The following is a 19,917-nucleotide window of genomic DNA, read 5'->3' as shown; positions in this document are numbered from 1 at the left end:
CAGACCTACTTCAAAATGATTCCACGAACTTGCCAGCGACGCGGAAACCGGCGCATGAGCAGCGGTGAAGCGAAACGGGCGCCGCACCGGTTTCCAAGAGTTGAACGGACAGGGTTAAGGCAAGGTGAAGACGCGCGAGGCGCTGTCGGTCTCGTTCCTGCCGGAGGCGGGTTCGGAGCCGGTTGAATGGGTGATCGCCGACGAGCCGGTCGGCTACGAGGCGGCAGTCGCCGAGATGGAGGCTCGCGCCGCGCTGATCGCCGAGGGCGTGGCGCGCGAGCGCGTCTGGCTGGTCGAGCACCCGGCGCTCTATACCGCGGGCACCTCTGCCAAGGATGAGGACCTGCTGACGCCGGAGCGCTTTCCGGTGCATCGGACCGGGCGCGGCGGGCAGTTCACCTATCACGGCCCGGGCCAGCGCGTGGCTTACGTGATGCTCGACCTGAAGCGGCGCGAGCCGGACCTGCGCCGCTTCGTCTCGGCGCTGGAGGCCTGGCTGATCGGCACGCTCGCGGCCTTCAACATCCGCGGCGAACGGCGCGAGGAGCGTGTCGGCGTCTGGGTGCGCCGGCCGGAGAAGGGGGCAGAGGCCGAGGACAAGATCGCCGCGCTCGGCATCCGCGTGCGGCGCTGGGTCTCGTTCCACGGCATCTCGCTCAATGTCGAGCCGGAGCTGGCGCATTTCGACGGCATCGTGCCCTGCGGCGTCTCCGACCAGGGCGTGACCTCGCTGGTCGACCTCGGCCTGCCGGTGACGATGCCGGAGGTCGACAGCGCGCTCAGGGCCGAGTTCGAGCAGATTTTCGGGCCCACGGTCGCCGTTTCCTGACGTTTACCTTGCGTTGACCATCCGCCCGGATGCTTGCCCCGTGATATCAACCATGGGGACGATGATGACGAGGTTCATCTTCGCGGGCTGCCTGGCGGCCCTGCTTTCTGCCTGCTCGACCACCGAGGAGCGCATCGCCGGCGCTGCCGCCGGAGCGGGAACGGGCGCGATCATCGGCGGGCCGATCGGCGCCGTCGCGGGCGGTGCGGTCGGCGCCTTCGCCGCTCCGACCGTGACCGGCTCGGTCAAGCGGATGCGCGAATAGCCTATGTCGTTCAGCGCGAATTCTGATCGTTCAGCCGAGATCGGCTGAACGGAACGCGCGCTGCAAATTCACGCACGGCGCATCTGCGCGCCGTCGCCTGTTTGCCTTTTGGCCGCGGCACGCCATAACCCGCACTGAAGAGTTGTCGTGAGGGAGCGCGCCGTGGCGGTCATCGAGAGCAAGGTCGATCTCGGCTCGGCCGAGGCGCGCGCCAATACCGAGGCCTGGAGCACGCTGCGTGACCAGCTGCTGGAGCGGCGCGCCACTGCTGCGCTCGGCGGCAATGCCCGCTCGCGTGAGCGCCATACGTCACGCGGAAAACTGCTGCCGCGCGAGCGCGTGCTTCGCCTGCTCGATCCCGGCTCGGCCTTCCTCGAGATCGGCTCGCTCGCCGCCTTCGACATGTACGACAAGGACGTGCATGGCGCCGGAATGATCGCCGGCATCGGCCGCGTCGCCGGACGCGAGGTGATGGTCGTCTGCAACGACGCCACCATCAAGGGCGGCACCTATTACCCGATGACGGTGAAGAAGCATCTGCGCGCCCAGGAGATCGCGCGCGAGAACAATCTGCCCTGCATCTATCTCGTCGATTCGGGCGGCGCGAACCTGCCGCACCAGACCGAGGTCTTCCCCGATCGCGAGCATTTCGGCCGGATCTTCTACAACCAGGCGACCCTGTCCGGTCTCGGCATCCCGCAGGTCGCGGTGGTGATGGGCTCCTGCACCGCCGGCGGCGCCTATGTGCCGGCGATGTCGGACGAGACTGTTATCGTCAGGAACCAGGGCACCATCTTCCTCGGTGGCCCGCCGCTGGTGAAGGCGGCGACCGGTGAAGTCGTCTCGGCCGAGGATCTCGGCGGCGCCGACGTGCATGCCCGGCTCTCGGGTGTCGCCGACCATTATGCCGGCGACGACACCCATGCGCTTGCGATCGCGCGGCGGATCGCCAGCAACTTCAACAGCGTCAAGCGGCCGGACATCGACATCGCCGAGGTGGTCGAGCCGCTCTACGGCGCCGACGAGCTCGACGCCGTCGTGCCGACCGATCTCAAGAAGCAGTACGACATCCGCGAGGTCATCGCCCGGCTGGTCGACGGCTCGCAGCTCGACGAGTTCAAGCCGCTTTACGGCTCGACCCTGGTCACGGGCTTCGCCCGCATCCATGGCATCCCGGTCGGCATCATCGGCAATAACGGCATCCTGTTCTCGGAGAGCGCGCTCAAGGGCGCGCATTTCATCGAGCTCTGCTGCCAGCGCCGCATCCCGCTGCTCTTCCTGCAGAACATCACCGGCTTCATGGTCGGCCGCGAGGCCGAGACGCGCGGCATCGCCAAGGACGGCGCCAAGCTGGTGACGGCGGTCGCCTCGGCGCGGGTGCCGAAGATCACCGTGCTGGTCGGCGGCTCGTTCGGCGCCGGCAATTACGGCATGTGCGGGCGCGCCTACTCGCCGCGCTTCCTGTTCGCCTGGCCGAATTCGAAGGTCTCGGTGATGGGCGCCGAGCAGGCGGCGAGCGTGCTCGCGACCGTGCGCGGCGACAATCTCGAAGCCGAGGGCAAGCCCTGGACGGCGCAGGATGCCGAGGCCTTCAAGGCGCCGATCCGCGACAAGATCGAATCCGAGGGCTCACCCTATTACGCCACAGCCCGGCTTTGGGACGACGGCATTATCCTGCCCTCCGAGACCCGCCGCGTGCTGGCGCTCGCCTTCTCCGCCTGCCTCAACGCCGAGGTGCCGGAAACGCGGTTTGGCGTATTCAGGATGTGAGGCGAGCCGCCTCTCCCTTCTCCCCTTGCGGGGGAAGGTGGCCCGCAGGGCCGGATGAGGGGTCGCACAGGTCTGGAAGGTTCTGGGATACAGGTGGCGCTGCGCTCGCGATCAGCGTCGCGCGACCCCTCACCCTAACCCTCTCCCGCAGGGGGAGAGGGGATATGGCGCGCTTCTTCGTCAGTTCTTGGTCAGGCCGAGTTCCTTCAGCACGCCGTTGCCGCGTTCGGTGAAGGCCTTCACATAGGCAGCGAACTCCTCCGGCTTGTCCCAGACGGGGGTGATGCCGCGATCGGCCATGCCCTTGCGGACATCCTCGCGCGCCATGGTGCGCTGGGCGGCGTCGAACAGGATCTTGCGCCGGTCGGCCGGGACGCCCTTGGGCGCGGCGAGGGCGAACCAGTTCTGATAGGTCCAGTCGAGCCCGGCCTCCTTGGCGCTCGGCACGTCCGGGAAGTTCGGATGGCGCTCCTCGGTCATCAGCAGGATGGTACGCACACGGCCCGCTTCCAGCATCGCCTTGGCCTCGATCGGCGAGCCGGTGAAGACCTGGAGGCCGCCGGCGACGAGGTCCTGCAAGGCCGGGGCGCCGCCATTGCTCGGCACCCAGCGCACCGCGTCGGGGGCGATGCCGGCCGCCTTCAGGATGCCACCGGAGGCGATGTGCCAGGAGCCGCCGACGCCGGTGCCCGACGCCATGATCGAGCCTTTCGGGCTGTCCTTGACCGCCTTGAGATAGTCGGCCGCGGTCTTCCAGGCGCTGTCGGCCTTGACGGTGATGCCGGCCGGGATCAGCGACACCCGCGAGAACAGGTCCATCGACTCCGGCGTGAGATCGCCGAGGCCGAGCGATTTGAAGAAGGAGATCTCCGGGCTGGCGCCGCCGATGGTGTAGCCGTCAGGCGCCGCATTCGCGATGGCCGAATGGCCGGTGATGCCGCCGCCGCCAGTGCGGTTGACGACGTTGACCGGCTGCTTCAGCTCCGCTTCCAGCCCGTTGGCGAAGATGCGCATAACCGAATCCATGCCGCCGCCGGCCGCCCAGGGCACGATCAACTGCACCGGCCGGTCCGGGAAGGCGAAGGCTGGCGCCGCGCCGATGGCGAGCGCGCCCAAGGCCAAAGCGAGTGTGCGGAAACCCTTCATCGTACTCCTCCCTCACTTGTCATTGCTTCTTGCATGCAAGGAGTAGAGCGCTCCCGCCGCAACGACAAGAGTGTATGCGGAATTTTGTATGCAGGATATCGCAGCGTTCCCATGCATGGCGGGGCCGAGCGCCCGGTGATGGCGAGCTGCCCTTCGGCGCGATACGAGATGCGCCCGGAAAAGCCGGTGACGTGCTGCCGACGCGGGGAGGGATGGCGATGATTTCAGTCAGACGGCTTGTTCCGGCCGAATGGACGCAGGCCTTCCCGGTCATTGCGCAGTTGCGGAGCGCGCTCGACGAGGCGGAATTCCTGCGGCGCGTGCAGCGGCAATCCTTTTCCGGCTACGAGCTGGTCGGTGCCTTTCGTGACGGAGCGCTTGTCGGTGTGCTCGGCATGCGCCCGGTCCACACATTGGCGCGCGGGCCGCATCTGCATGTCGACGATCTCGTGGTCGACGAACGGGTCCGCAGCGGCGGCATCGGCAAGGCATTGCTCGCCTTCGCCGAGGAGGATGCACGGGCGCGCGGCCTTACCGCGGTTTTCCTCGACGCCCGCCGCGAGGCGATCCCGTTCTACGAGCGCGAGCGCTACGCCTTCCACACCGCCCCGTCGATGAAGAAGCTGCTGGGTGAACAGGCCTAGGCTGGCGGTCAGAGGCGTGGCAGCTCGGCCCGAATGTGGGCGCCAAGCGCCGCTGCGGCGGCCGAGGGCCGTTGATCGGCGAACTCGACGGCGATGCCGATCGATGGAAGCGGCGGCAGCCCGGCTTGTACGACGTGGAGATCAGGCGGGACGGCCGTACGGGTCAGCACGCTGATGGCGTGGCCCGAGCGGGCGATCGCGATCAGGCCGGCGAGGCTGTTGCTGGCGAAGGCGATCCGATAGCGCCGGCCGACCGCCTCCATCGCCTCGCAGGCAGCGCGATAGTCGAGGGTCAGCGGGGCAGAGAGGGCGAGCGGCAGGCTGGAATGGTCGAGGATCGGCGGCTCGGGCTCGTTGGCGACCCAGACGAAGCGCTCCTCGCGGATGACCTCCCGGCTTGTGGCATCGGGCAGCGAAACCAGCGCCACTTCGATCTGGCGGCGATGCAACAGCGGCCGCAACTCCGAGGTCGGCGCGCAGACCATGCGCAGCTCGACATCGGGATGGAGCGCGCAGAAGCCGTGCAGCAGGTCGGGCAGGAAGGCGATCGAGTAATCCTCCGGGCAGCCCAGGCTCAACGCGCCGCTTAAGCCCGCGCCGCGCATCTCGGCGAGAATCTCGTCATGGCTGGCCAGCAGCGCCTCGGCATGCGTTAGAAGCTTCTGGCCGGCCGCGGTCGGCCGTACGCCGGAGCCGCTGCGATGCAGCAGCGCCTGGCCGATGAGGTCTTCGAGGCGCTGCATCTGCATGCTCAATGCCGATTGCGTGCGCCCGACCTGCACCGCGGCGAGGCTGATCGAGCCCGTCCGCGCCACGACGGCGAAGTTCCTGAGCAAAGCGAGGTCAAGCGTAGTCACGCCATCAATCCAATCGATATCGGATTGAAGAAGTATCAATTTGCCTGCTGAGGCAAGGGCCTATAGCGCTCTGGAACAGCGATTGCTTGGATGCCCCCGAAAGGAAACACGATGTCGCTCAATGCCGATGCCGCCTTCTGGGCCAGCGCCAACACGCATCTGACGCGCTATGGGCCGAGCTTCGAGCAGATCATCGTCGAGCGGGCCGAAGGCTCCTTCGTCTATGACGCCGATGGCCGCGGCATCCTCGATTTCACCTCCGGCCAGATGAGCGCCGTGCTCGGCCATACCCATCCTGACATCGTCGCCACCGTCGACCGGCAGATGCGGGCGGTGGCGCATCTGTTCAGCGGCATGCTCTCGCGCCCGGTGGTGACGCTGGCTGAGCGTCTGGCGGCGCTCGCGCCCGGGCTTCCACGCGTACAGCTGCTGACGACGGGGGCGGAGTCGAACGAGGCTGCGATCCGCATGGCCAAGCTGGTCACCGGCGGTCATGAGGTCGTCGCCTTCGCCCAGAGCTGGCACGGCATGACGGGCGCTGCCGCCTCCGCGACCTACAGCGCCGGGCGGCGCGGCTATGGGCCGGCTGCGGCGGGCTCCTTCGTGATCCCGGCGCCGAATTCCTATCGCCCGCGCTTCAAGCATCCCGATGGCAGCAATGACTGGCAGGCCGAGCTCGACGACGCCTTCGAGCTGATTGATCGGCAGTCGACGGGCGGTCTCGCCGCCTTCATCGCCGAGCCGATCCTGTCGAGCGGCGGCATCCTCGAATTGCCGCCGGGCTATCTCGCCGCGCTGAAGCGCAAATGCGAGGAGCGCGGCATGCTGCTGATCCTCGACGAGGCGCAGACCGGCGTTGGCCGCACCGGCCACATGTTCGCCTTCCAGCGCGACGGCGTGACGCCGGACATCCTGACGCTGTCCAAGACCCTCGGCTCCGGCCTGCCGCTGGCAGCGGTGATGACCACGGAGGCGATCGAACAGACGGCGCATGAGCGCGGCTTCCTGTTCTACACAACCCATGTCTCCGACCCGCTGACGGCGGCGGTCGGCGTCACCGTGCTCGACGTGGTCGAGCGTGATGGCCTTGTTGCGCAAGCTCGTGAACGCGGCGAGCGGCTGAAGCAGGGGTTGCTCTCGCTGCAGCAGCGCTACGAATGCGTCGGCGATGTCCGTGGGCGCGGGCTGCTGCTCGGCCTCGAAGTCGTCACCGACCGCAAGACCAAGGCGGCGGGCTTCGAGCTCGGGGCGCAGATCATGGACGAGGCAATGCGCCGGGGCCTCAGCATGAACATCGTCAAGCTGCCCGGCATGGGCGGCGTCTTCCGGATCGCGCCGCCGCTGACAGTATCCGAAGCGGAGGTCGACCAGGGCCTCGCGATCATGTCGGACGCCATCGAGGCGGCGAGCCGCGTGCAGTAGGATCGCGATAGGGGCGATAGGCGGCGGCGGTGCTCATAGTGGGATCGCCGTCGTTTCCTTGGCGGTCTTGTTGACGACCATGGTGTAGTAGCGCGTCACATTGCTGTGCCCGTCGAACAGCAGCTCGCACAGCGCCGTCACCTCGTCCATGTCGGCGACGCGCAGCATCAACATCACATCGGTCTGGCCGGTGACGCCATAGGCCTGGACGACCGCCGGCTGGCGCGCCGCCAGTTCCAGGAACTGCCGCCGGCTCGGCTCGTCATGCCGGGCGAGCTCGACGGCGATGATCACCTTCAGATTCTTGCCCGCCTTGACGGGATCGAGGATCGCGACGGTGCGGAGGATCAGCCCGGCCGCTTCCAGACGCCTTATCCGCCGCAGGCAGCTCGACGGCGCGAGGCCGACCTCATCGGCCAGCTGGGCATTGGTGCGCGAGGCGTCGGCCTGCAGCAGGTTCAGCAGCTTTCTGTCGATGCGATCCATTGCGGCCATCCCTGCGCTCGGCGTGCAATAAAATTGCACCAAGCCGACGATTTTGACCACCGCCGCGCATGCGTCGGCGCTAGTTTCCCGGCGTCAATCAAGGGCCGCCGCCGATGCCGCTTCAAACCCAGTTTTACCGGAAGACGCTGGAGACGCTGACCGTCTACCGCGAGCTGGTGGTGATCATGATGCCGATCGCGGTGGCGACGCAGGCGCTGACCGAATTCGGCGTCATCAGGGCCATCTCGCCCTGGCTGGCGCCGGCGATGCAGCTCTTCGGCCTGCCGCCGGAGCTGGCGCTGGCCTGGCTGACCGGATTGCTGGTCGGGATGTGGGGCGGCGTGATCGTGCTGTTCACGCTCGTTCCGACGATGGCGCTGAGCAGCGCCGACATGACGGTGTTCTGCAGCCTGCTGCTGATGGCGCATGCCATACCGGTCGAGCAGCGCATCGTCGCCAGGGCCGGGCCGAGCTTCTGGGCGACCACGATCCTGCGCATCGCCGGGGCGATGGCCTTCGCCGCGCTGCTGCACCAGCTCTTTGCGGCGACCGGCTGGCTGTCGCAGCCGATGGCCCCGGTCTGGACGCCTGCGGCGGGCGAGGGCGGCTGGATCAGCTTCTTTTTCGGGTTGGCCAAGACGCTCGTCGTGATGCTCGCGATCCTGCTCGCTCTGACCTGGGTGATGGAGCTGCTCCGGGCTGTGGGTGTCCTCGACATGCTCTACAAGGCGCTCGCCCCATTGTTCCGCCTGGTCGGCCTGCGCCAGGAGGCGCTGCCCTTTACCACCGTCGGCCTGCTGCTCGGCATCTCCTATGGCAGCGGGCTGATGCTGGCCGAGGTGCGCCGGCAGCCGATCGAGCCACGCCAGGTCTTCCTCGCCAGCGTCTTCATGGGCTTCGCCCACAGCCTGATCGAGGACACGCTGGTCGTGGTCGCGCTCGGCGCCGACCTGACGACGGTGCTGTTCGGGCGACTGCTCTTCGCCATCGTCGCCACGGCGGCCGTGGCCTTTGTCCTCGAGAGGTTCTCGGACGCCACCATCACCCCGAGCGACTCCGCGAGCCGGCCCTAGAGCGGTGGTCGGTTCGCGTCCCGCCCGGTCGAACGATCGACGAGGTCTGCTTCGGCCCTCAGCAGTGACAGCAGATTGAGAGTTGCCGGACTGAGATAGCCGCCCCGGCGAATGACGGCATAGACGGGATTGGCCATCTTCAGATCAGCGATCGCGATGGTGGCCAGTGAACCGGCGCGCAACTCCTCCTCGATCGCGCTTTCCGGCAAGAGCGCCAGGCCAAGGCCGGCCTCGACCAATCGCTTCATCGCGTTGAGGCTGTCGACGGGCGTCCAGCGGATCTCGCTGATTCCGCGCGCCTGAAACTGCGCGAAGATGTTGTCCGCGAAGCTTTCGCGCAGATCGTATGCATTGCGGAAGGCGAACCAGGATTCGTCGCGCAAGGCGGACACCGACGTCAGGCACTTGCCGGCGAAGGGATGTTCGGGGGCACATGCGACGGACATGCTTTCCGACGCAATGTGCTCGCAGACGAGGTCGGGCGCGATATCGAAAAGGTAGCGCAGCCCGATCGTGGCCTCGCCGCGTCTCACCAGCTCGCTGACCCCGGCGCTGGTGGCGGTGCTGATCGACAGATCGATTCCAGGATGGCCGGCTGTGAAGCGTTTCAGCACGGCGGTGAGATTCGATCCGGCGAGCGTACCGACGGTGACGAGTGCGACGCGGCCGGCAGCGCCCGTGCGCATCGCCTCGATCGCGCTTTGCGCATCGCGCAGCGCGGCCAGCACGCGTTCGGCATGGGGCAGCAGCACCTTGCCTGCTTCGCTGAGCACCACTCCGCTCGCAGCTCGCTCGAACACTGGCACACCGAGCTCGTCTTCGAGCAGGGCGATGCGCCGGCTGATCGCCGGCTGGGACCGGCCGAGGATTTCAGCGGCGCGGGAAAACCCGTTGGCATGATGGATGGTGACGAAGGTCGCGAGTGCTTCGCTATCCATGGTCATGCAAAAAGCTGATTGGCATCAGCAATACTATGACTTCGACAAATGATCGTGCAAGCCGCATCACTGGGCTGACGACGGCGCCAAGGCGCGAACCCGATGGGGTCCACATGCAGGCGATGACTTCGACGGACCGTGATCCCGCCCATGCCCGCGCGGCGCCGTCCCATCCTGACCCGTATCCTTACTATGGCCGCCTCGCGCGCCAGCGGCCGTTTTTCCGGGACGAGATCAATGGCTGGTGGGTGGCCGCGAGCGCCGCTTCCGTCGCCGAGGTCCTGGCCAGCCCGGTCTGCCTCACCCGCCCTGTGAGCGAGCCGGTCCCCGAGGTGTTACGCGGTGGCGCGACGGCGGAGATTTTCGGGCGGCTCGTGCGCCTGCGCGACGACGAGCAACATGGCAAACTCAAGGATGCGGTAGCGAGCGCTCTGACCAGCATCGATCTTCGTCAGGTCGCGGATATCGCGCGGAAGCGCGCGGCTGAACTCTACAGCGAGCTCGGGCCGGACCGCGACAAATCCTGGATCAGGCAGTTCATGTTCGCGCTGCCGGTGCAGGTCATCGCTCACCTGCTCGGTATCCCTCGGAGCCATTTCGGCGAGGTGATGGGTTGGCTCGGCGACTACGGCGCCGCTGCGGCGGCGGCCGGAACAGGAATTCCGGTGGCGACGCCCGAAATGATCGCCAGGGGGCATTGCGGCGCGAAGGCACTCCTGGATCTGGTCGGCGCGCTCGGCAGCGAGCCCGGCCGACGAGGGCCACTCTTCGACGCGCTGCTGCGCGAGGCGGCGCGCACCGGATGCGACGACAAGGACGTGGTCGTCAACGCCATCGGCTACATGATCCAGGGCTATGCCGGGACCGCGTCGCTGATCGGATCGGCCCTTCTCGCGCTGGCGCGTGATCCGGCGCTGCGTTCGAAGGTCGATACCGACAGGAGCCTGTTGCGCCCGCTCGTCGCGGAGGTGGCGCGGCACGACACCGTGACCAGCAGCACATTTCGCTTCATGGCGCGCGATGGCGAGATCGCCGGTCATCAGCTGCGCCAGGGGGAGATGATCATCGTACTGCTGGCAGCGGCCAACCGCGATCCCGTGCTCAATTCCGATCCCGATCGCCTCGACATCATGCGGGCAGATCGGAAATCCTTCGAATTCGGCGCCGGCGCCCACGCTTGCCCGGCAGACAAGGCCGCCTCCCTGCTCGTCGAGATCGCGGTCGATCATCTGCTGAGCTGGGGCGTGCCACTCGACGGCCTCGACGTCTCGTTGAGCTATGCCGCCTCGGGACATGTCCGCACGCCTCTGTTCAAAGCCTGACCGGACGATCCGGACCTCGAAGACCGCCATCAGCCGAATTTGGCGACGATGAAATCGACGAAGCTGCGCAGCTTCGGGGTCGGGCGGCGATCGGGCATGAAGACGATGTGCATCGGTCGCGTCGGGCCCTCATAGCCCGGCAGGATCCGGACCAGGCGGCCGCCGGCGATGTCCTCGCGCAGCAAGTCCTCGGCCTGCAGGGTAATGCCGAAGCCCGACAGCGCCGCCTGGCGCAGCGCCTGGCCGTTATTGGTCAGGAACTGGCTGCGCACGGTGACGCGCTCGCTGCCGGACGGGCCGGTGAACTCCCAGTCGAACAGAGGTGGGGCAGCCCAGTAGGCGAAGCCGAGGCATTCGTGACCCGCAAGATCGGCTGGGACCCGCGGCGTGCCGCGTGCGGCGAGATAGGCCGGGGCGGCGCAGGCGATCAGCTGGTAAGGCCTCAGCGTACGGGCGATCAGCCCTGAATCCTTCAGCGGCGAGATGCGGATCACCGCATCATAGCCTTCCTCGGCGAGGTCGACGACGCGGTCGGTCAGCGAGAGGTCGACGCTGACCTCGGGATAACGCTGCATGTAGCGGATCAGCGCCGGCGTCAGGCTGTGGGCGCCGAAGCTGAGCGGGGCGTTGATCCGCAGCTTGCCGCGCGGTGTGGCGCGCAGGTTCTGTGCGATCGCGTCGGCGGCGTCCGCCTCGGCGAGGACGAGCTTGCAGCGCTCGTAATAGGCCGAGCCGATCTCGGTCAGGCTCTGGCGCCGCGTCGTCCGGTGCAGCAACCGTGCGCCGGTGCGCTCTTCGAGAAAGCGCAGGTGCTTGCCGACCATTTGCGAGGACAGGCCGAGGCTGATGCCAGCGGCCGTGAGCGTGCCTGCCTCCACCACCTTGACGAAGACCTGCATGCTGGTGAGGCGATCCATCATTGCACACTCAATGTTTCAAGTATGGCGATGGTACGCCGACTTATCGCTGGAATGCGAGCAATCCATATCCCGCCTCATCGGTCATCGATGAGGAGCTATCCATGCCGCGTATCGTTCGTTTTCATCAGAAGGGCGGGCCCGAGGTTCTGCGGATCGAGGAGGTCGAGACCGCTCCGCCGGGGCCGGGCGAGTTGCAGATCGCCGTCAGGGCGATCGGTCTCAATCGGGCCGAATCGATGTTCCGCTCCGGCCCCTATGTCGAGGAGCCGGTGTTTCCGGCCCGGCTCGGCTACGAGGCGGCCGGGATCGTCACCGCGCTCGGCCAGGGGGTCGAAGGCTTCGCCGAGGGCGATGCGATCAGCATTGTGCCGCCGCTCTCGATCACACGCTGGGGCAGCTATGGCGAGGTCGCGACGGTGCCGGCCGCGGTCGCGGTCAAGCATCCGGCCGAGCTCTCCTTCGTCGAGGCTGCGGCGCTGTGGATGGCGCACGTCACCGCCTACGGCGCGCTGGTCGAGCTTGCCGGTTTGAAGGCGGGCGAGCATGTGCTGATCACCGCGGCATCGAGCAGCGTCGGCATCGCCGCGATCCAGACGGCGCGGGCGCTCGGCGCGATTCCGATCGCGGCGACGCGGACGCGCGAGAAGGCGCAGGCGCTGTTGGAGGCGGGTGCAGCGCAGGCGATCGTCACGCAGGAAGAGGACCTTGCCGCTGCTGTGGCCAGGCATACGGCCGGGCAGGGCGCCCGCGTCGCCTTCGACCCCATCGCGGGGCCGGCGCTGGAACAGGTCTTCGGCGCCACGGCCCAGAACGGCATCGTCATCGCCTATGGCGCGCTTTCGCCGGAGCCGACGCCGCTGCCGCTCTTCCCGCTGCTGGCGAAGAACCTGCGGCTCGCCGGCTACCAGTACAAGGAGGTCGTCCGCGATCCGCAGGCGCTGGAGCGTGCCAAGGCCTTCATCCTCGACGGGCTGAAGCGCGGCGCGCTGAAGCCGGTCATCGACAAGGTCTTCGCCTTCGACGAGATCGTCGCGGCGCATCGCTATCTCGAGGCGAACCAGCAGTTCGGCAAGATCGTCGTCGAGGTGCGGTAGGCGGGCCGGCGCAATCGCGAGGCGCCTGGGCTTCGCGCCTCGCATCGACGCGGCAAATCAGCAACACAACCCCGAATTAACGATTTGTGAACGGCTGTTCATTGCCTCGCGCGCGCAGTCGGGCAACCTCGCTGGTTGGGGTGGGGTTTTGAATGTCGCTGATCGATCCGGATCGCCTGGAGGCCGTGCCGGCCCGCGCATCGGCGCGTGGCCGCATGCCTGCCGTCGTGATGTCGTCAGCATCCCTGCTCACCCTGACGCTATTGCTTCTTGCCGGCCCGGCAGTGGCCAATGGCGGGCGCGGCGGCAATCCTGAGGGTAACTCCAATACCGGCGGCCTTGCCGGGACCGACAACGCGACCGGCGCGGGCGGGGCAGGTAGCAATGGCTTCCAGCAATATGCCGGCGGCGGCGGCGGCGGAGCCGGCGCGACGGCCGGCGGCGCCGGAGGCCTGACCTGGAGTCACGATCCGACGCTTGGTCGTGGCGGCACGGGCGGTGTGCACGGCTCGGTCAGCGCCGGTCTGCCGACCGGCAACAGCACCGGCAGCAATGGCGGCAACGGCGCTGATGGCAGCACCGCCAGCGGCGGTGGAGGCGGCGGTGCCGGCGGCTGGGGCGCCGTGGTCACGGGGGCCGGAACCACAGGGGTCGTATCCGGCACGATCACAGGCGGCAATGGCGGGAACGGCGGCAACACCTACTGGGATTTTGGCGGCAGTGGCGGCTCCGGTGGCACCGGCTTGAGCTTCACCAATGGCAGCCAGACGACGACGCTGACGGTCAATGGCACGGTCCAGGGCGGCAATGGCGGCGGGAGGGGCGTCCACAATCCGGCCGCCAGCGGTGGCCCTGGCGCCTATGGCGCCGGCGGCATCGGTATCGTCGGTGCCAATCTTTCGATCACCAACAATGGCACGATCGCGGGCGGGATGTCCGGCGACGGCGTCACGCGCACCTGGGCGCTCCGCTTCACCAGCGGCAACAACACGCTGACCTTCGGCAATGCCACCTCCGGGCTGATCGGCGGCATCCTGATGGACGCGGGTACGCTGACATTCGCCCAGCCGACCGACGCTACCCTCGACAATGTCATCAACGGCAATGGCAGCGTGATCAAGACGGGGGCCGGCACACTGACGCTGACCGGGACGAACACCTATACCGGCGGCACGACGATCGCCGAAGGCAAGCTCAGCATCTCGGCGGAGGCCAATCTCGGCAATGTCGCGGCTGCGCTGACGCTGGATGGCGGTGTGTTGCAGGTGACTGGAACGACGCTGACCAGTCTTTCGCGCGGCATCGTGCTCGGCAGCAATGGCGGTGGCTTCGAGATCGTCGAGGCCGGCAACAGCTTCACGGTGACGCAGTCGCTGTCCGGCTCCGGCGCATTGTCGAAGAGCGGCGCGGGGACGCTGGTCCTGGCCGGAGCGAACACCTATACCGGCGGAGCGACGATCAACGCCGGCAAGCTGTCGGTGTCCTCCGACGCCAATCTCGGCGATGTCTCCGGCGGGTTGACGCTGGATGGTGGCACGCTGCTGGTGACGAACAGCATCACCCTGGCGCGTGCAGTGACGTTGTCGGGCACTGGCGGCGGCATCGAGGTCGACGCCGGACGCGCCGTGCTTTTGACCGGCACCATCACCGGCACGGGCGGCCTGACCAAGAGCGGCGGCGGCACGCTCGCCCTGCAGAACAACAGCAGCTATTCCGGCGACACGCTGGTCGAGGCCGGGACGCTGGTCGGCAGCTCGTCGACGGCCTTCTCGGCGAACTCGAACTTCACCGTTTCGGCCGGCGCGACGCTCGAACTCAGCGATGTGCCGGGCCTCGTCGCCACGGTCGGCTCGCTCGCCGGCGCGGGCGCGGTCCAGCTCGGCTCCGGCTCAACCTTGAAGGCGGGCAGCAGCAACGCCTCGACGACGTTCTCGGGCACGATCAGCGGCAATGGCGCGCTCGACAAGACCGGCACCGGCACGCTGACGCTGACGGGGACGAACACCTATACCGGCGGTACGAAGGTCTCGGGCGGCAAGCTCGTGGTGAACGGCTCGATCACCGGCGCGGTGACGCTGAGTGGCGGCACGCTCGGCGGCTCGGGCACGATCGGCGGTGTCAGCGTCGCCAGCGGCGGTACGATCGCCCCCGGCAACTCGATCGGCACGCTGAATGTTTCCGGCAACGTCGCCTTCGCTGTTGGATCGACCTACCAGGTCGAGGTCAACGCTGCCGGGCAGAGCGACAGGATCGCGGCTTCGGGCAAGGCGACCATCACCGGTGGCACGGTGCAGGTCCTGGCCGAGAACGGCAACTACGCTGCGGCGACCAACTACACCATCCTGACCGCCTCGGGCGGCGTCACCGGCACCTTCACCAGTGTCAGCTCGAACCTCGCCTTCCTGACGCCCTCGCTGGGCTATGGCGGCACCAGTGTGACGCTGACCATGACCCGCAACGACACCGGCTTCGGGCCGGGTGGTGGGGACACCGGCGGCGGCACGACACCAGGCGGTGGCGGCACGACCCCGGGTGGCAGCACCTCCGGCAATTACATCGCCCAGACCCGCAACCAGGGCTTCATCGCCAATGCGGCCGAGGCGCTGGGCGTCGGCAACCCGGTCTATGACGCGCTGATCTCGGCGACGGCGGCCGAGGCCAGGGCCGGCTTCGACCTGCTCTCGGGCGAGGCCCATGCGCAGGCGGTCTCGGTGATGATCGATGAGAGCCGGCTGGTGCGCGAGAGCATCCTCAACCGCCTGCGCGGGCCGCTGCTCACTCAGCCGGGCCAGCAGGTCGCGGCCGCGTTCAGCGCCGACCTGCCCGGCAGGAAGGGCGCGATCACGATGGCCGCGCCGCTGCCGCAGCCGCGCTACACGCTCTGGGGCGAGGCTTTTGGCAGCGCCGGCAATACCGACGCCGACGGCAATGCCGCGAGCCTGAGCCGCCGCAGCGGCGGCGCCCTGCTCGGGGCGGACGTCATGCTCTATGACGCGCCGGGCTCGTCGCTGAAGGTCGGCGTCGCCGGCGGCTACAGCCAGTCGCGCTTCGATCTCGACGCCCGCCTGTCCTCCGGCAAGCTCGAAAGCGGCCATGCCGCGCTCTATGCCGGCGCCCGCTTCGGCAGCCTGCGCTTCGATGCCGGTGCGGCCTATAGCTGGAGCGAAAGCGACATCCGCCGCCAGGTCGCGATCCGCGGCTTCGGCGACCTCTTGCGCCTGCAGCGTCCGGGGCAGGTCCTGCAGGGCTTCGCCGAGCTCGGCTATGGCTTTGCCTTCAGCGGCTTTGCGCTCGAGCCCTTCGCCCAGCTCGCTCTGCTCCGGGTCTCGACCGATGCCGGCACCGAGCAGGGCGGCGCTGCGGCCTTGCGCGTCCTCTCCAGCGACCAGACCCTCGGCTTCACCACGCTCGGCTTAAGGGCCGAGGCGCAGATCGGGACGATGCCGCTGTTCGCCCGGGCCATGCTCGGCTGGCGCCACGGTTTTGGCGAGCTCACCCCGCAGGCCCGCACCGCCTTCGCGCTGGGCACCAACCCGGCCGTGGTCTTCGCCGCCCCGATCGACCGCAACGCCCTCACCGCCGAGGCCGGCCTCGACTGGCGCATCTCGCAGGCCACAGCGCTCGGCCTGACCTACTCCGCGGCAATCGGCGAACGCTCCCGCGACCACGCCCTCAAGGGCAGGGTCGAGATGCGGTTCTGAGGGCGAAGCAGGCGAAGGCCGGCCTCGCGATCAGGTCAGCCCAGACTAAACGCCTCATGCACGGCGCTCTGGACGCCGCCGCCCATGATCGGGCCGCCGCCGGCGACGTGGATGGCGTCGCCGACCAGCGCAGCTCCCAGCCCGTGGCGCGGGGTCAGCATCGGGGCGTACTGCTCCCAGCCGTCGCTGGCGGGGTCATAGGCCTCCATCTGGCCGAAGACGCGGTTGGTGCCTTCGCCGCCCATGATGAAGACCTTGCCGCGATAGAGCACGGCGCCATGGCCGGAGCGCGCGGTCGGCAGCGGGTTGCGCGGCGCCCATTTGTCGGTGGCCGGGTCATAGGCGTGGTGCAGGTTCGAGTTGGTATGGAACGAGTCGACGCGCCCGCCAATGACATGGATCAGGTTGCCGATGGGAACCGTCCCGGTGTGGTCGCGCGCTGTCGGCAGCGGCGAGCGCTCGCTCCAGGCATCGGCCTTGGGATCATAGACGCGGTGCCAGTTGACCGAGGTCTTGCTCTCGGTGGTGTCGCCTATGGCGCCGCCGATCGAATGCAGCACCCCGTTCAGGCCGACGATCGCCGCCGAGCCGATCGGGCGGGGCAAAGGCGCGATCTGCGCCCACTTGTCCGCCCTGGGATCGTAGACGAAGCATTGCGGATGCGGCTTGCGGTTCTGCTCCAGGAAGCCGCCGATGGCGTAGAGCCTGCCGTCGAGGAAGGCGACGCCGACATGGTTGGCGCCCTGCGGCAGCGGCGCGCCGTCGCTCCATTTGTCGGCCTTGGGATCGTAGACATGGTGATAGGGCCGATCGGTCCGCTGCTCGCCATAGCCGCCGACGATGTGCATGCGGTCGTCATGGGCCGCCGCCCAGGCCATTTCGGAGCGCGGCAGCGGCAGCAGGGCCTTAGGCTGCCAGCGGCCGGGATTGGCGGCCTTGGGCGCCGGTGAATCGAAAACGTTCTGCGTGGCGGCGAGCTCGGGCTTGCCGATGCGGCCGGGCTGGTTCAGCCGCTCGTAATGGCCACCATGCTGCTCGTGGCCGGGCTGCTGGGCGAGAGCGGGACCGGCAAGACCGGCGGCTCCAGCGGCGATGAAGCTTCGACGGTTCAGGCTGGTCATGATGCATCCTCCCTCGCTAGAACTGTACGGGAGACCTTGCGTCAGGCAAGGGACAGGGCGGAGTCGATCTGCTGGAAAAGCGGTTCCGCATACTGCATACGCTGCTAAGGTGCGGCACCTGAAACGGTTTAAATCACGGTAAGGCGAGGAAGCGCATGTCTGGGCATAACAAGGTCGCGATCATCACCGGCGCCGGCTCGGGCGTCGGCAGGTCCGTCGCCATCGCCTTCCTGAAGGACGGCTACCGCACCGTGCTGGCCGGGCGCCGGACCGATGCTCTGGAAGAGACGATCAAGCTCTCGGGCGCACCGGCGGCGCAGGCGCTGGCGGTCTCGACCGACGTCACCGACAAGAAGTCGGTCGAAGCCCTGTTCGCTGCCACCAAGGAAAAGTTCGGCCGCGTCGACGTGCTGTTCAACAATGCCGGCGTCAATGCACCGGGCGGTGTGCTGCTCGAGGACCTCTCGCTGGAGGACTGGCAGAGGGTGGTCGACACCAATCTGACCGGCCCGTTCCTGTGCACGCAGGAGGCCTTCAAGGCGATGAAGGCGCAGGAGCCGCGCGGCGGGCGCATCATCAACAACGGCTCGATCTCGGCGCAGGTGCCGCGGCCGAATTCGGCGGCCTACACCGCGACCAAGCACGCCATTTCCGGTCTGACCAAGACCGCCTCGCTCGACGGGCGCAAATACGACATTGCCGTCGGACAGGTCGATATCGGCAATGCGCTAACCGAGATGGCCAAGAAGATGACCACCGGCGTGCCGCAGCCGGACGGCTCGATCAAGGTCGAGCCGGTGATGGATGTCGACCATGTCGCCACGACGGTGCTGCACATGGCCGGCCTGCCGCTCGAGGCCAATATCCTCTTCGTCACGGTGATGGCGACAAAGGCTCCGCTCGTCGGGCGCGGCTGAGCGACACGCTCCCGCAAGCGCCGGCGCCGTGAGCGGCGATCCGCTGTCGTCCTGGTCGGGCCAGTCCCGGCCAGCGACGGCTTGCGACGAGCGGTTTTTGCGCGACACTGCCCGGGGTGGCTCGGGAGTGCCTCGCTTGTCAGCCTTCGATGCCTCGGAACGACGTGAAGACGTGGATGGCCGCCACAAGGGCGACCATGACGGAGAGCCTGCGACCGGCGGCGAGCCTGGCCATGCCGCGCCGGTCGATCCCAGGGTCGGGCGCGCCTATCGGCTGACGATCTGGGGCATCGCGCTCGGCATCCTGATCTTTGCCGGCAATGTCGTGCTCTGGGCGCTGGCGATCGGCAACAACCAGCTGTTCAAGGACGGCGTCGACTGGGTCTACGACGTCGCGCTCTACGGCATCGCGGCGCTCGTCTTCGGCCGCGACGAGCGCGCCGAGAAGCTGGCGGCGCTCGGCATCGGCGCGGTGATGGCCGTCGCCGGGCTGCACACGCTCTACGACCTCTGGGACAAGATCCTGCGGCCGCGGCCGATCGAGCTCTTCACGCTCGGTTTCTCGGCAGCGAGCGCGATCCTGATCGCCTACCTCATCATCGGCGTGCTCTGGCGCTTCCGGCGCGAGCCCAATCCGGTGATCAAGGCGACCTGGCTGTCGAGCCGGAACGATGCGATCTCGACCACCGGCTTCGCGCTGCTCGGCCTCGCCGCGCGCCTGCTGCCGGTGCGCTGGCCGGAATACCTATTCGACGTCTTCGTCGCCTTCCTCTGCTTCCAGGCGACATGGGCGATCTGGCGCGCGACCAGACAGTCGCAGGATCGAACCAAAGTCGAAGCAAAAGGAGAATATTCTCCCTAGACCAAGGTCGTACGACTCAGTTCTTCCGCCTTGATGGCAAACAAAAAAATCCTGTCCGGCTTCTCCGGCAGGTCACGTGGCGAAATCATGGCAGCCCCTGCAATTCATGCCGAAACGGGCCGATATGTCGGCTCTTTCGGCGCCAAGGAGCGCCAGAATGTCCGTCCTCTCCCTCATCCGCCGCGGCGCGGTTGCGCTCGCCGCGAGCCTCGCGCTCGGCGGCGCGGCGCTGGCCCAGACCGGCCCGCTGGTCTCGACCGAGTGGCTGGAGAAAAATCTCAGCGACCCCAAGGTCCGGATCGTCGAAGTCAGCGTCGAGCCCGGCATCTATGAGCGCGGCCATATCCCCGGCGCGCAGAACATCGCCTGGCACACCGATCTGGTCGAGACTGTCTCGCGCGACATCGCCGGGCCGGAGAAGTTCCAGGCGCTGGCCCGCAAGCTCGGCGTCGACAAGGACGTCACCGTCGTCCTCTACGGCGACAACAACAACTGGTTTGCCGCCTGGGGCGCCTGGGTGTTCGACATCTACGGGTTGCGCGACAATGTG

Annotated in this window: 17 protein-coding genes and 1 pseudogene; 12 read left to right on the top strand and 6 right to left on the bottom strand. The window is 67.7% G+C overall.

What is annotated here, in order from left to right:
- Window positions 1-124 precede the first annotated feature (124 nt).
- From lipB to ACWIGM_RS21580, 3 genes are all read left to right on the top strand, one after another.
- Entirely contained in the window at window positions 125-829 is a 705-nt protein-coding gene (gene lipB / locus ACWIGM_RS21590; protein WP_454027995.1) for a lipoyl(octanoyl) transferase LipB, read from the top strand.
- 64 nt (window positions 830-893) lie between these two features.
- Window positions 894-1,094, top strand: coding sequence for a hypothetical protein (locus ACWIGM_RS21585; protein ID WP_454027994.1), 201 nt, complete (start codon window positions 894-896; stop codon window positions 1,092-1,094).
- A gap of 162 nt (window positions 1,095-1,256) precedes the next feature.
- Window positions 1,257-2,864 carry a carboxyl transferase domain-containing protein gene (locus ACWIGM_RS21580; protein ID WP_454027993.1) on the top strand — a complete coding sequence of 536 codons (1,608 nt, stop codon included), beginning with the start codon at window positions 1,257-1,259 and terminating at the stop codon, window positions 2,862-2,864.
- Window positions 2,865-3,044: 180 nt separating this feature from the next.
- Here the strand turns inward: ACWIGM_RS21580 and ACWIGM_RS21575 are convergent, their stop codons facing one another.
- Window positions 3,045-4,010: a Bug family tripartite tricarboxylate transporter substrate binding protein gene (locus ACWIGM_RS21575; protein ID WP_454027992.1), complete on the bottom strand. Its 966-nt coding sequence runs from the start codon at window positions 4,008-4,010 to the stop codon at window positions 3,045-3,047.
- Window positions 4,011-4,228: 218 nt separating this feature from the next.
- Here ACWIGM_RS21575 and ACWIGM_RS21570 point away from each other — a divergent pair, with 218 nt between their 5' ends.
- Window positions 4,229-4,654: a GNAT family N-acetyltransferase gene (locus ACWIGM_RS21570; RefSeq protein ID WP_454027991.1), complete on the top strand. Its 426-nt coding sequence runs from the start codon at window positions 4,229-4,231 to the stop codon at window positions 4,652-4,654.
- 8 nt (window positions 4,655-4,662) lie between these two features.
- Here the strand turns inward: ACWIGM_RS21570 and ACWIGM_RS21565 are convergent, their stop codons facing one another.
- Complete coding sequence (locus ACWIGM_RS21565) at window positions 4,663-5,550, bottom strand: LysR family transcriptional regulator (protein ID WP_454027990.1); 888 nt, start codon at window positions 5,548-5,550, stop codon at window positions 4,663-4,665.
- A 72-nt stretch (window positions 5,551-5,622) separates the two neighbouring features.
- On the opposite strand from ACWIGM_RS21565, the gene ACWIGM_RS21560 reads away from it, so the two are divergent.
- On the top strand, window positions 5,623-6,933 hold the full coding sequence (locus ACWIGM_RS21560; RefSeq protein WP_454027989.1) for an aspartate aminotransferase family protein: 1,311 nt from the start codon (window positions 5,623-5,625) through the stop codon (window positions 6,931-6,933).
- A 33-nt stretch (window positions 6,934-6,966) separates the two neighbouring features.
- On the opposite strand, the gene ACWIGM_RS21555 is transcribed toward ACWIGM_RS21560, so the two are convergent.
- Entirely contained in the window at window positions 6,967-7,419 is a 453-nt protein-coding gene (locus ACWIGM_RS21555; RefSeq protein WP_454027988.1) for an Lrp/AsnC family transcriptional regulator, read from the bottom strand.
- 113 nt (window positions 7,420-7,532) lie between these two features.
- Between ACWIGM_RS21555 and ACWIGM_RS21550 the strand changes: the two genes are divergently transcribed.
- On the top strand, window positions 7,533-8,492 hold the full coding sequence (locus ACWIGM_RS21550) for a nucleoside recognition domain-containing protein (RefSeq protein ID WP_454027987.1): 960 nt from the start codon (window positions 7,533-7,535) through the stop codon (window positions 8,490-8,492).
- Here ACWIGM_RS21550 and ACWIGM_RS21545 read toward each other — a convergent pair.
- Entirely contained in the window at window positions 8,489-9,436 is a 948-nt protein-coding gene (locus ACWIGM_RS21545) for a LysR family transcriptional regulator (RefSeq protein ID WP_454027986.1), read from the bottom strand. The genes ACWIGM_RS21550 and ACWIGM_RS21545 overlap by 4 nt on opposite strands.
- A 107-nt stretch (window positions 9,437-9,543) precedes the next feature.
- On the opposite strand from ACWIGM_RS21545, the gene ACWIGM_RS21540 reads away from it, so the two are divergent.
- Window positions 9,544-10,752 (top strand): cytochrome P450, encoded by a 1,209-nt coding sequence (locus ACWIGM_RS21540; RefSeq protein WP_454027985.1) that lies wholly within the window; start codon window positions 9,544-9,546, stop codon window positions 10,750-10,752.
- A gap of 29 nt (window positions 10,753-10,781) precedes the next feature.
- Here ACWIGM_RS21540 and ACWIGM_RS21535 read toward each other — a convergent pair whose 3' ends face one another.
- On the bottom strand, window positions 10,782-11,672 hold the full coding sequence (locus ACWIGM_RS21535) for a LysR family transcriptional regulator (protein WP_454027984.1): 891 nt from the start codon (window positions 11,670-11,672) through the stop codon (window positions 10,782-10,784).
- A 101-nt stretch (window positions 11,673-11,773) separates the two neighbouring features.
- On the opposite strand from ACWIGM_RS21535, the gene ACWIGM_RS21530 reads away from it, so the two are divergent.
- Window positions 11,774-12,766, top strand: a complete 993-nt coding sequence (locus tag ACWIGM_RS21530) for a zinc-dependent alcohol dehydrogenase family protein (RefSeq protein ID WP_454027983.1) — start codon at window positions 11,774-11,776, stop codon at window positions 12,764-12,766.
- 152 nt (window positions 12,767-12,918) lie between these two features.
- Entirely contained in the window at window positions 12,919-16,467 is a 3,549-nt protein-coding gene (locus tag ACWIGM_RS21525) for an autotransporter domain-containing protein (RefSeq protein WP_454027982.1), read from the top strand.
- 35 nt (window positions 16,468-16,502) lie between these two features.
- Here the strand turns inward: ACWIGM_RS21525 and ACWIGM_RS21520 are convergent, their stop codons facing one another.
- Window positions 16,503-17,588 carry a Kelch repeat-containing protein gene (locus ACWIGM_RS21520; RefSeq protein WP_454027981.1) on the bottom strand — a complete coding sequence of 362 codons (1,086 nt, stop codon included), beginning with the start codon at window positions 17,586-17,588 and terminating at the stop codon, window positions 16,503-16,505.
- Between the two features lie 155 nt (window positions 17,589-17,743).
- Between ACWIGM_RS21520 and ACWIGM_RS21515 the strand changes: the two genes are divergently transcribed.
- The 3 genes and pseudogenes from ACWIGM_RS21515 to ACWIGM_RS21505 form a co-directional block, all read left to right on the top strand.
- Window positions 17,744-18,505, top strand: coding sequence for an SDR family oxidoreductase (locus ACWIGM_RS21515; protein ID WP_454027980.1), 762 nt, complete (start codon window positions 17,744-17,746; stop codon window positions 18,503-18,505).
- 136 nt (window positions 18,506-18,641) lie between these two features.
- Window positions 18,642-19,367, top strand: a complete 726-nt coding sequence (locus tag ACWIGM_RS21510; protein WP_454027979.1) for a cation efflux transmembrane domain-containing protein — start codon at window positions 18,642-18,644, stop codon at window positions 19,365-19,367.
- A gap of 106 nt (window positions 19,368-19,473) precedes the next feature.
- A pseudogene (locus ACWIGM_RS21505) lies at window positions 19,474-19,890 on the top strand (rhodanese-like domain-containing protein); the annotation flags it as partial.
- Window positions 19,891-19,917 lie beyond the last annotated feature (27 nt).

It is taken from the genome of Allobosea sp. NPDC055332, from assembly GCF_053645455.1.
This window is presented reverse-complemented; position numbering and strand designations above follow the sequence as displayed.

Bases quoted from the DNA above. Each gene is read 5' to 3' on its own strand.
- ACWIGM_RS21560 (WP_454027989.1), top strand. From the start codon at position 5,623: ATGTCGCTCAATGCCGATGCCGCCTTCTGGGCCAGCGCCAACACGCAT.
- ACWIGM_RS21570 (WP_454027991.1), top strand. From the start codon at position 4,229: ATGATTTCAGTCAGACGGCTTGTTCCGGCCGAATGGACGCAGGCCTTC.
- ACWIGM_RS21585 (WP_454027994.1), top strand. From the start codon at position 894: ATGACGAGGTTCATCTTCGCGGGCTGCCTGGCGGCCCTGCTTTCTGCC.
- ACWIGM_RS21535 (WP_454027984.1), bottom strand. From the start codon at position 11,672: ATGATGGATCGCCTCACCAGCATGCAGGTCTTCGTCAAGGTGGTGGAG.
- ACWIGM_RS21520 (WP_454027981.1), bottom strand. From the start codon at position 17,588: ATGACCAGCCTGAACCGTCGAAGCTTCATCGCCGCTGGAGCCGCCGGT.
- ACWIGM_RS21515 (WP_454027980.1), top strand. From the start codon at position 17,744: ATGTCTGGGCATAACAAGGTCGCGATCATCACCGGCGCCGGCTCGGGC.
- ACWIGM_RS21555 (WP_454027988.1), bottom strand. From the start codon at position 7,419: ATGGATCGCATCGACAGAAAGCTGCTGAACCTGCTGCAGGCCGACGCC.
- ACWIGM_RS21530 (WP_454027983.1), top strand. From the start codon at position 11,774: ATGCCGCGTATCGTTCGTTTTCATCAGAAGGGCGGGCCCGAGGTTCTG.
- ACWIGM_RS21525 (WP_454027982.1), top strand. From the start codon at position 12,919: ATGTCGCTGATCGATCCGGATCGCCTGGAGGCCGTGCCGGCCCGCGCA.
- ACWIGM_RS21550 (WP_454027987.1), top strand. From the start codon at position 7,533: ATGCCGCTTCAAACCCAGTTTTACCGGAAGACGCTGGAGACGCTGACC.
- ACWIGM_RS21575 (WP_454027992.1), bottom strand. From the start codon at position 4,010: ATGAAGGGTTTCCGCACACTCGCTTTGGCCTTGGGCGCGCTCGCCATC.
- ACWIGM_RS21545 (WP_454027986.1), bottom strand. From the start codon at position 9,436: ATGACCATGGATAGCGAAGCACTCGCGACCTTCGTCACCATCCATCAT.
- ACWIGM_RS21540 (WP_454027985.1), top strand. From the start codon at position 9,544: ATGCAGGCGATGACTTCGACGGACCGTGATCCCGCCCATGCCCGCGCG.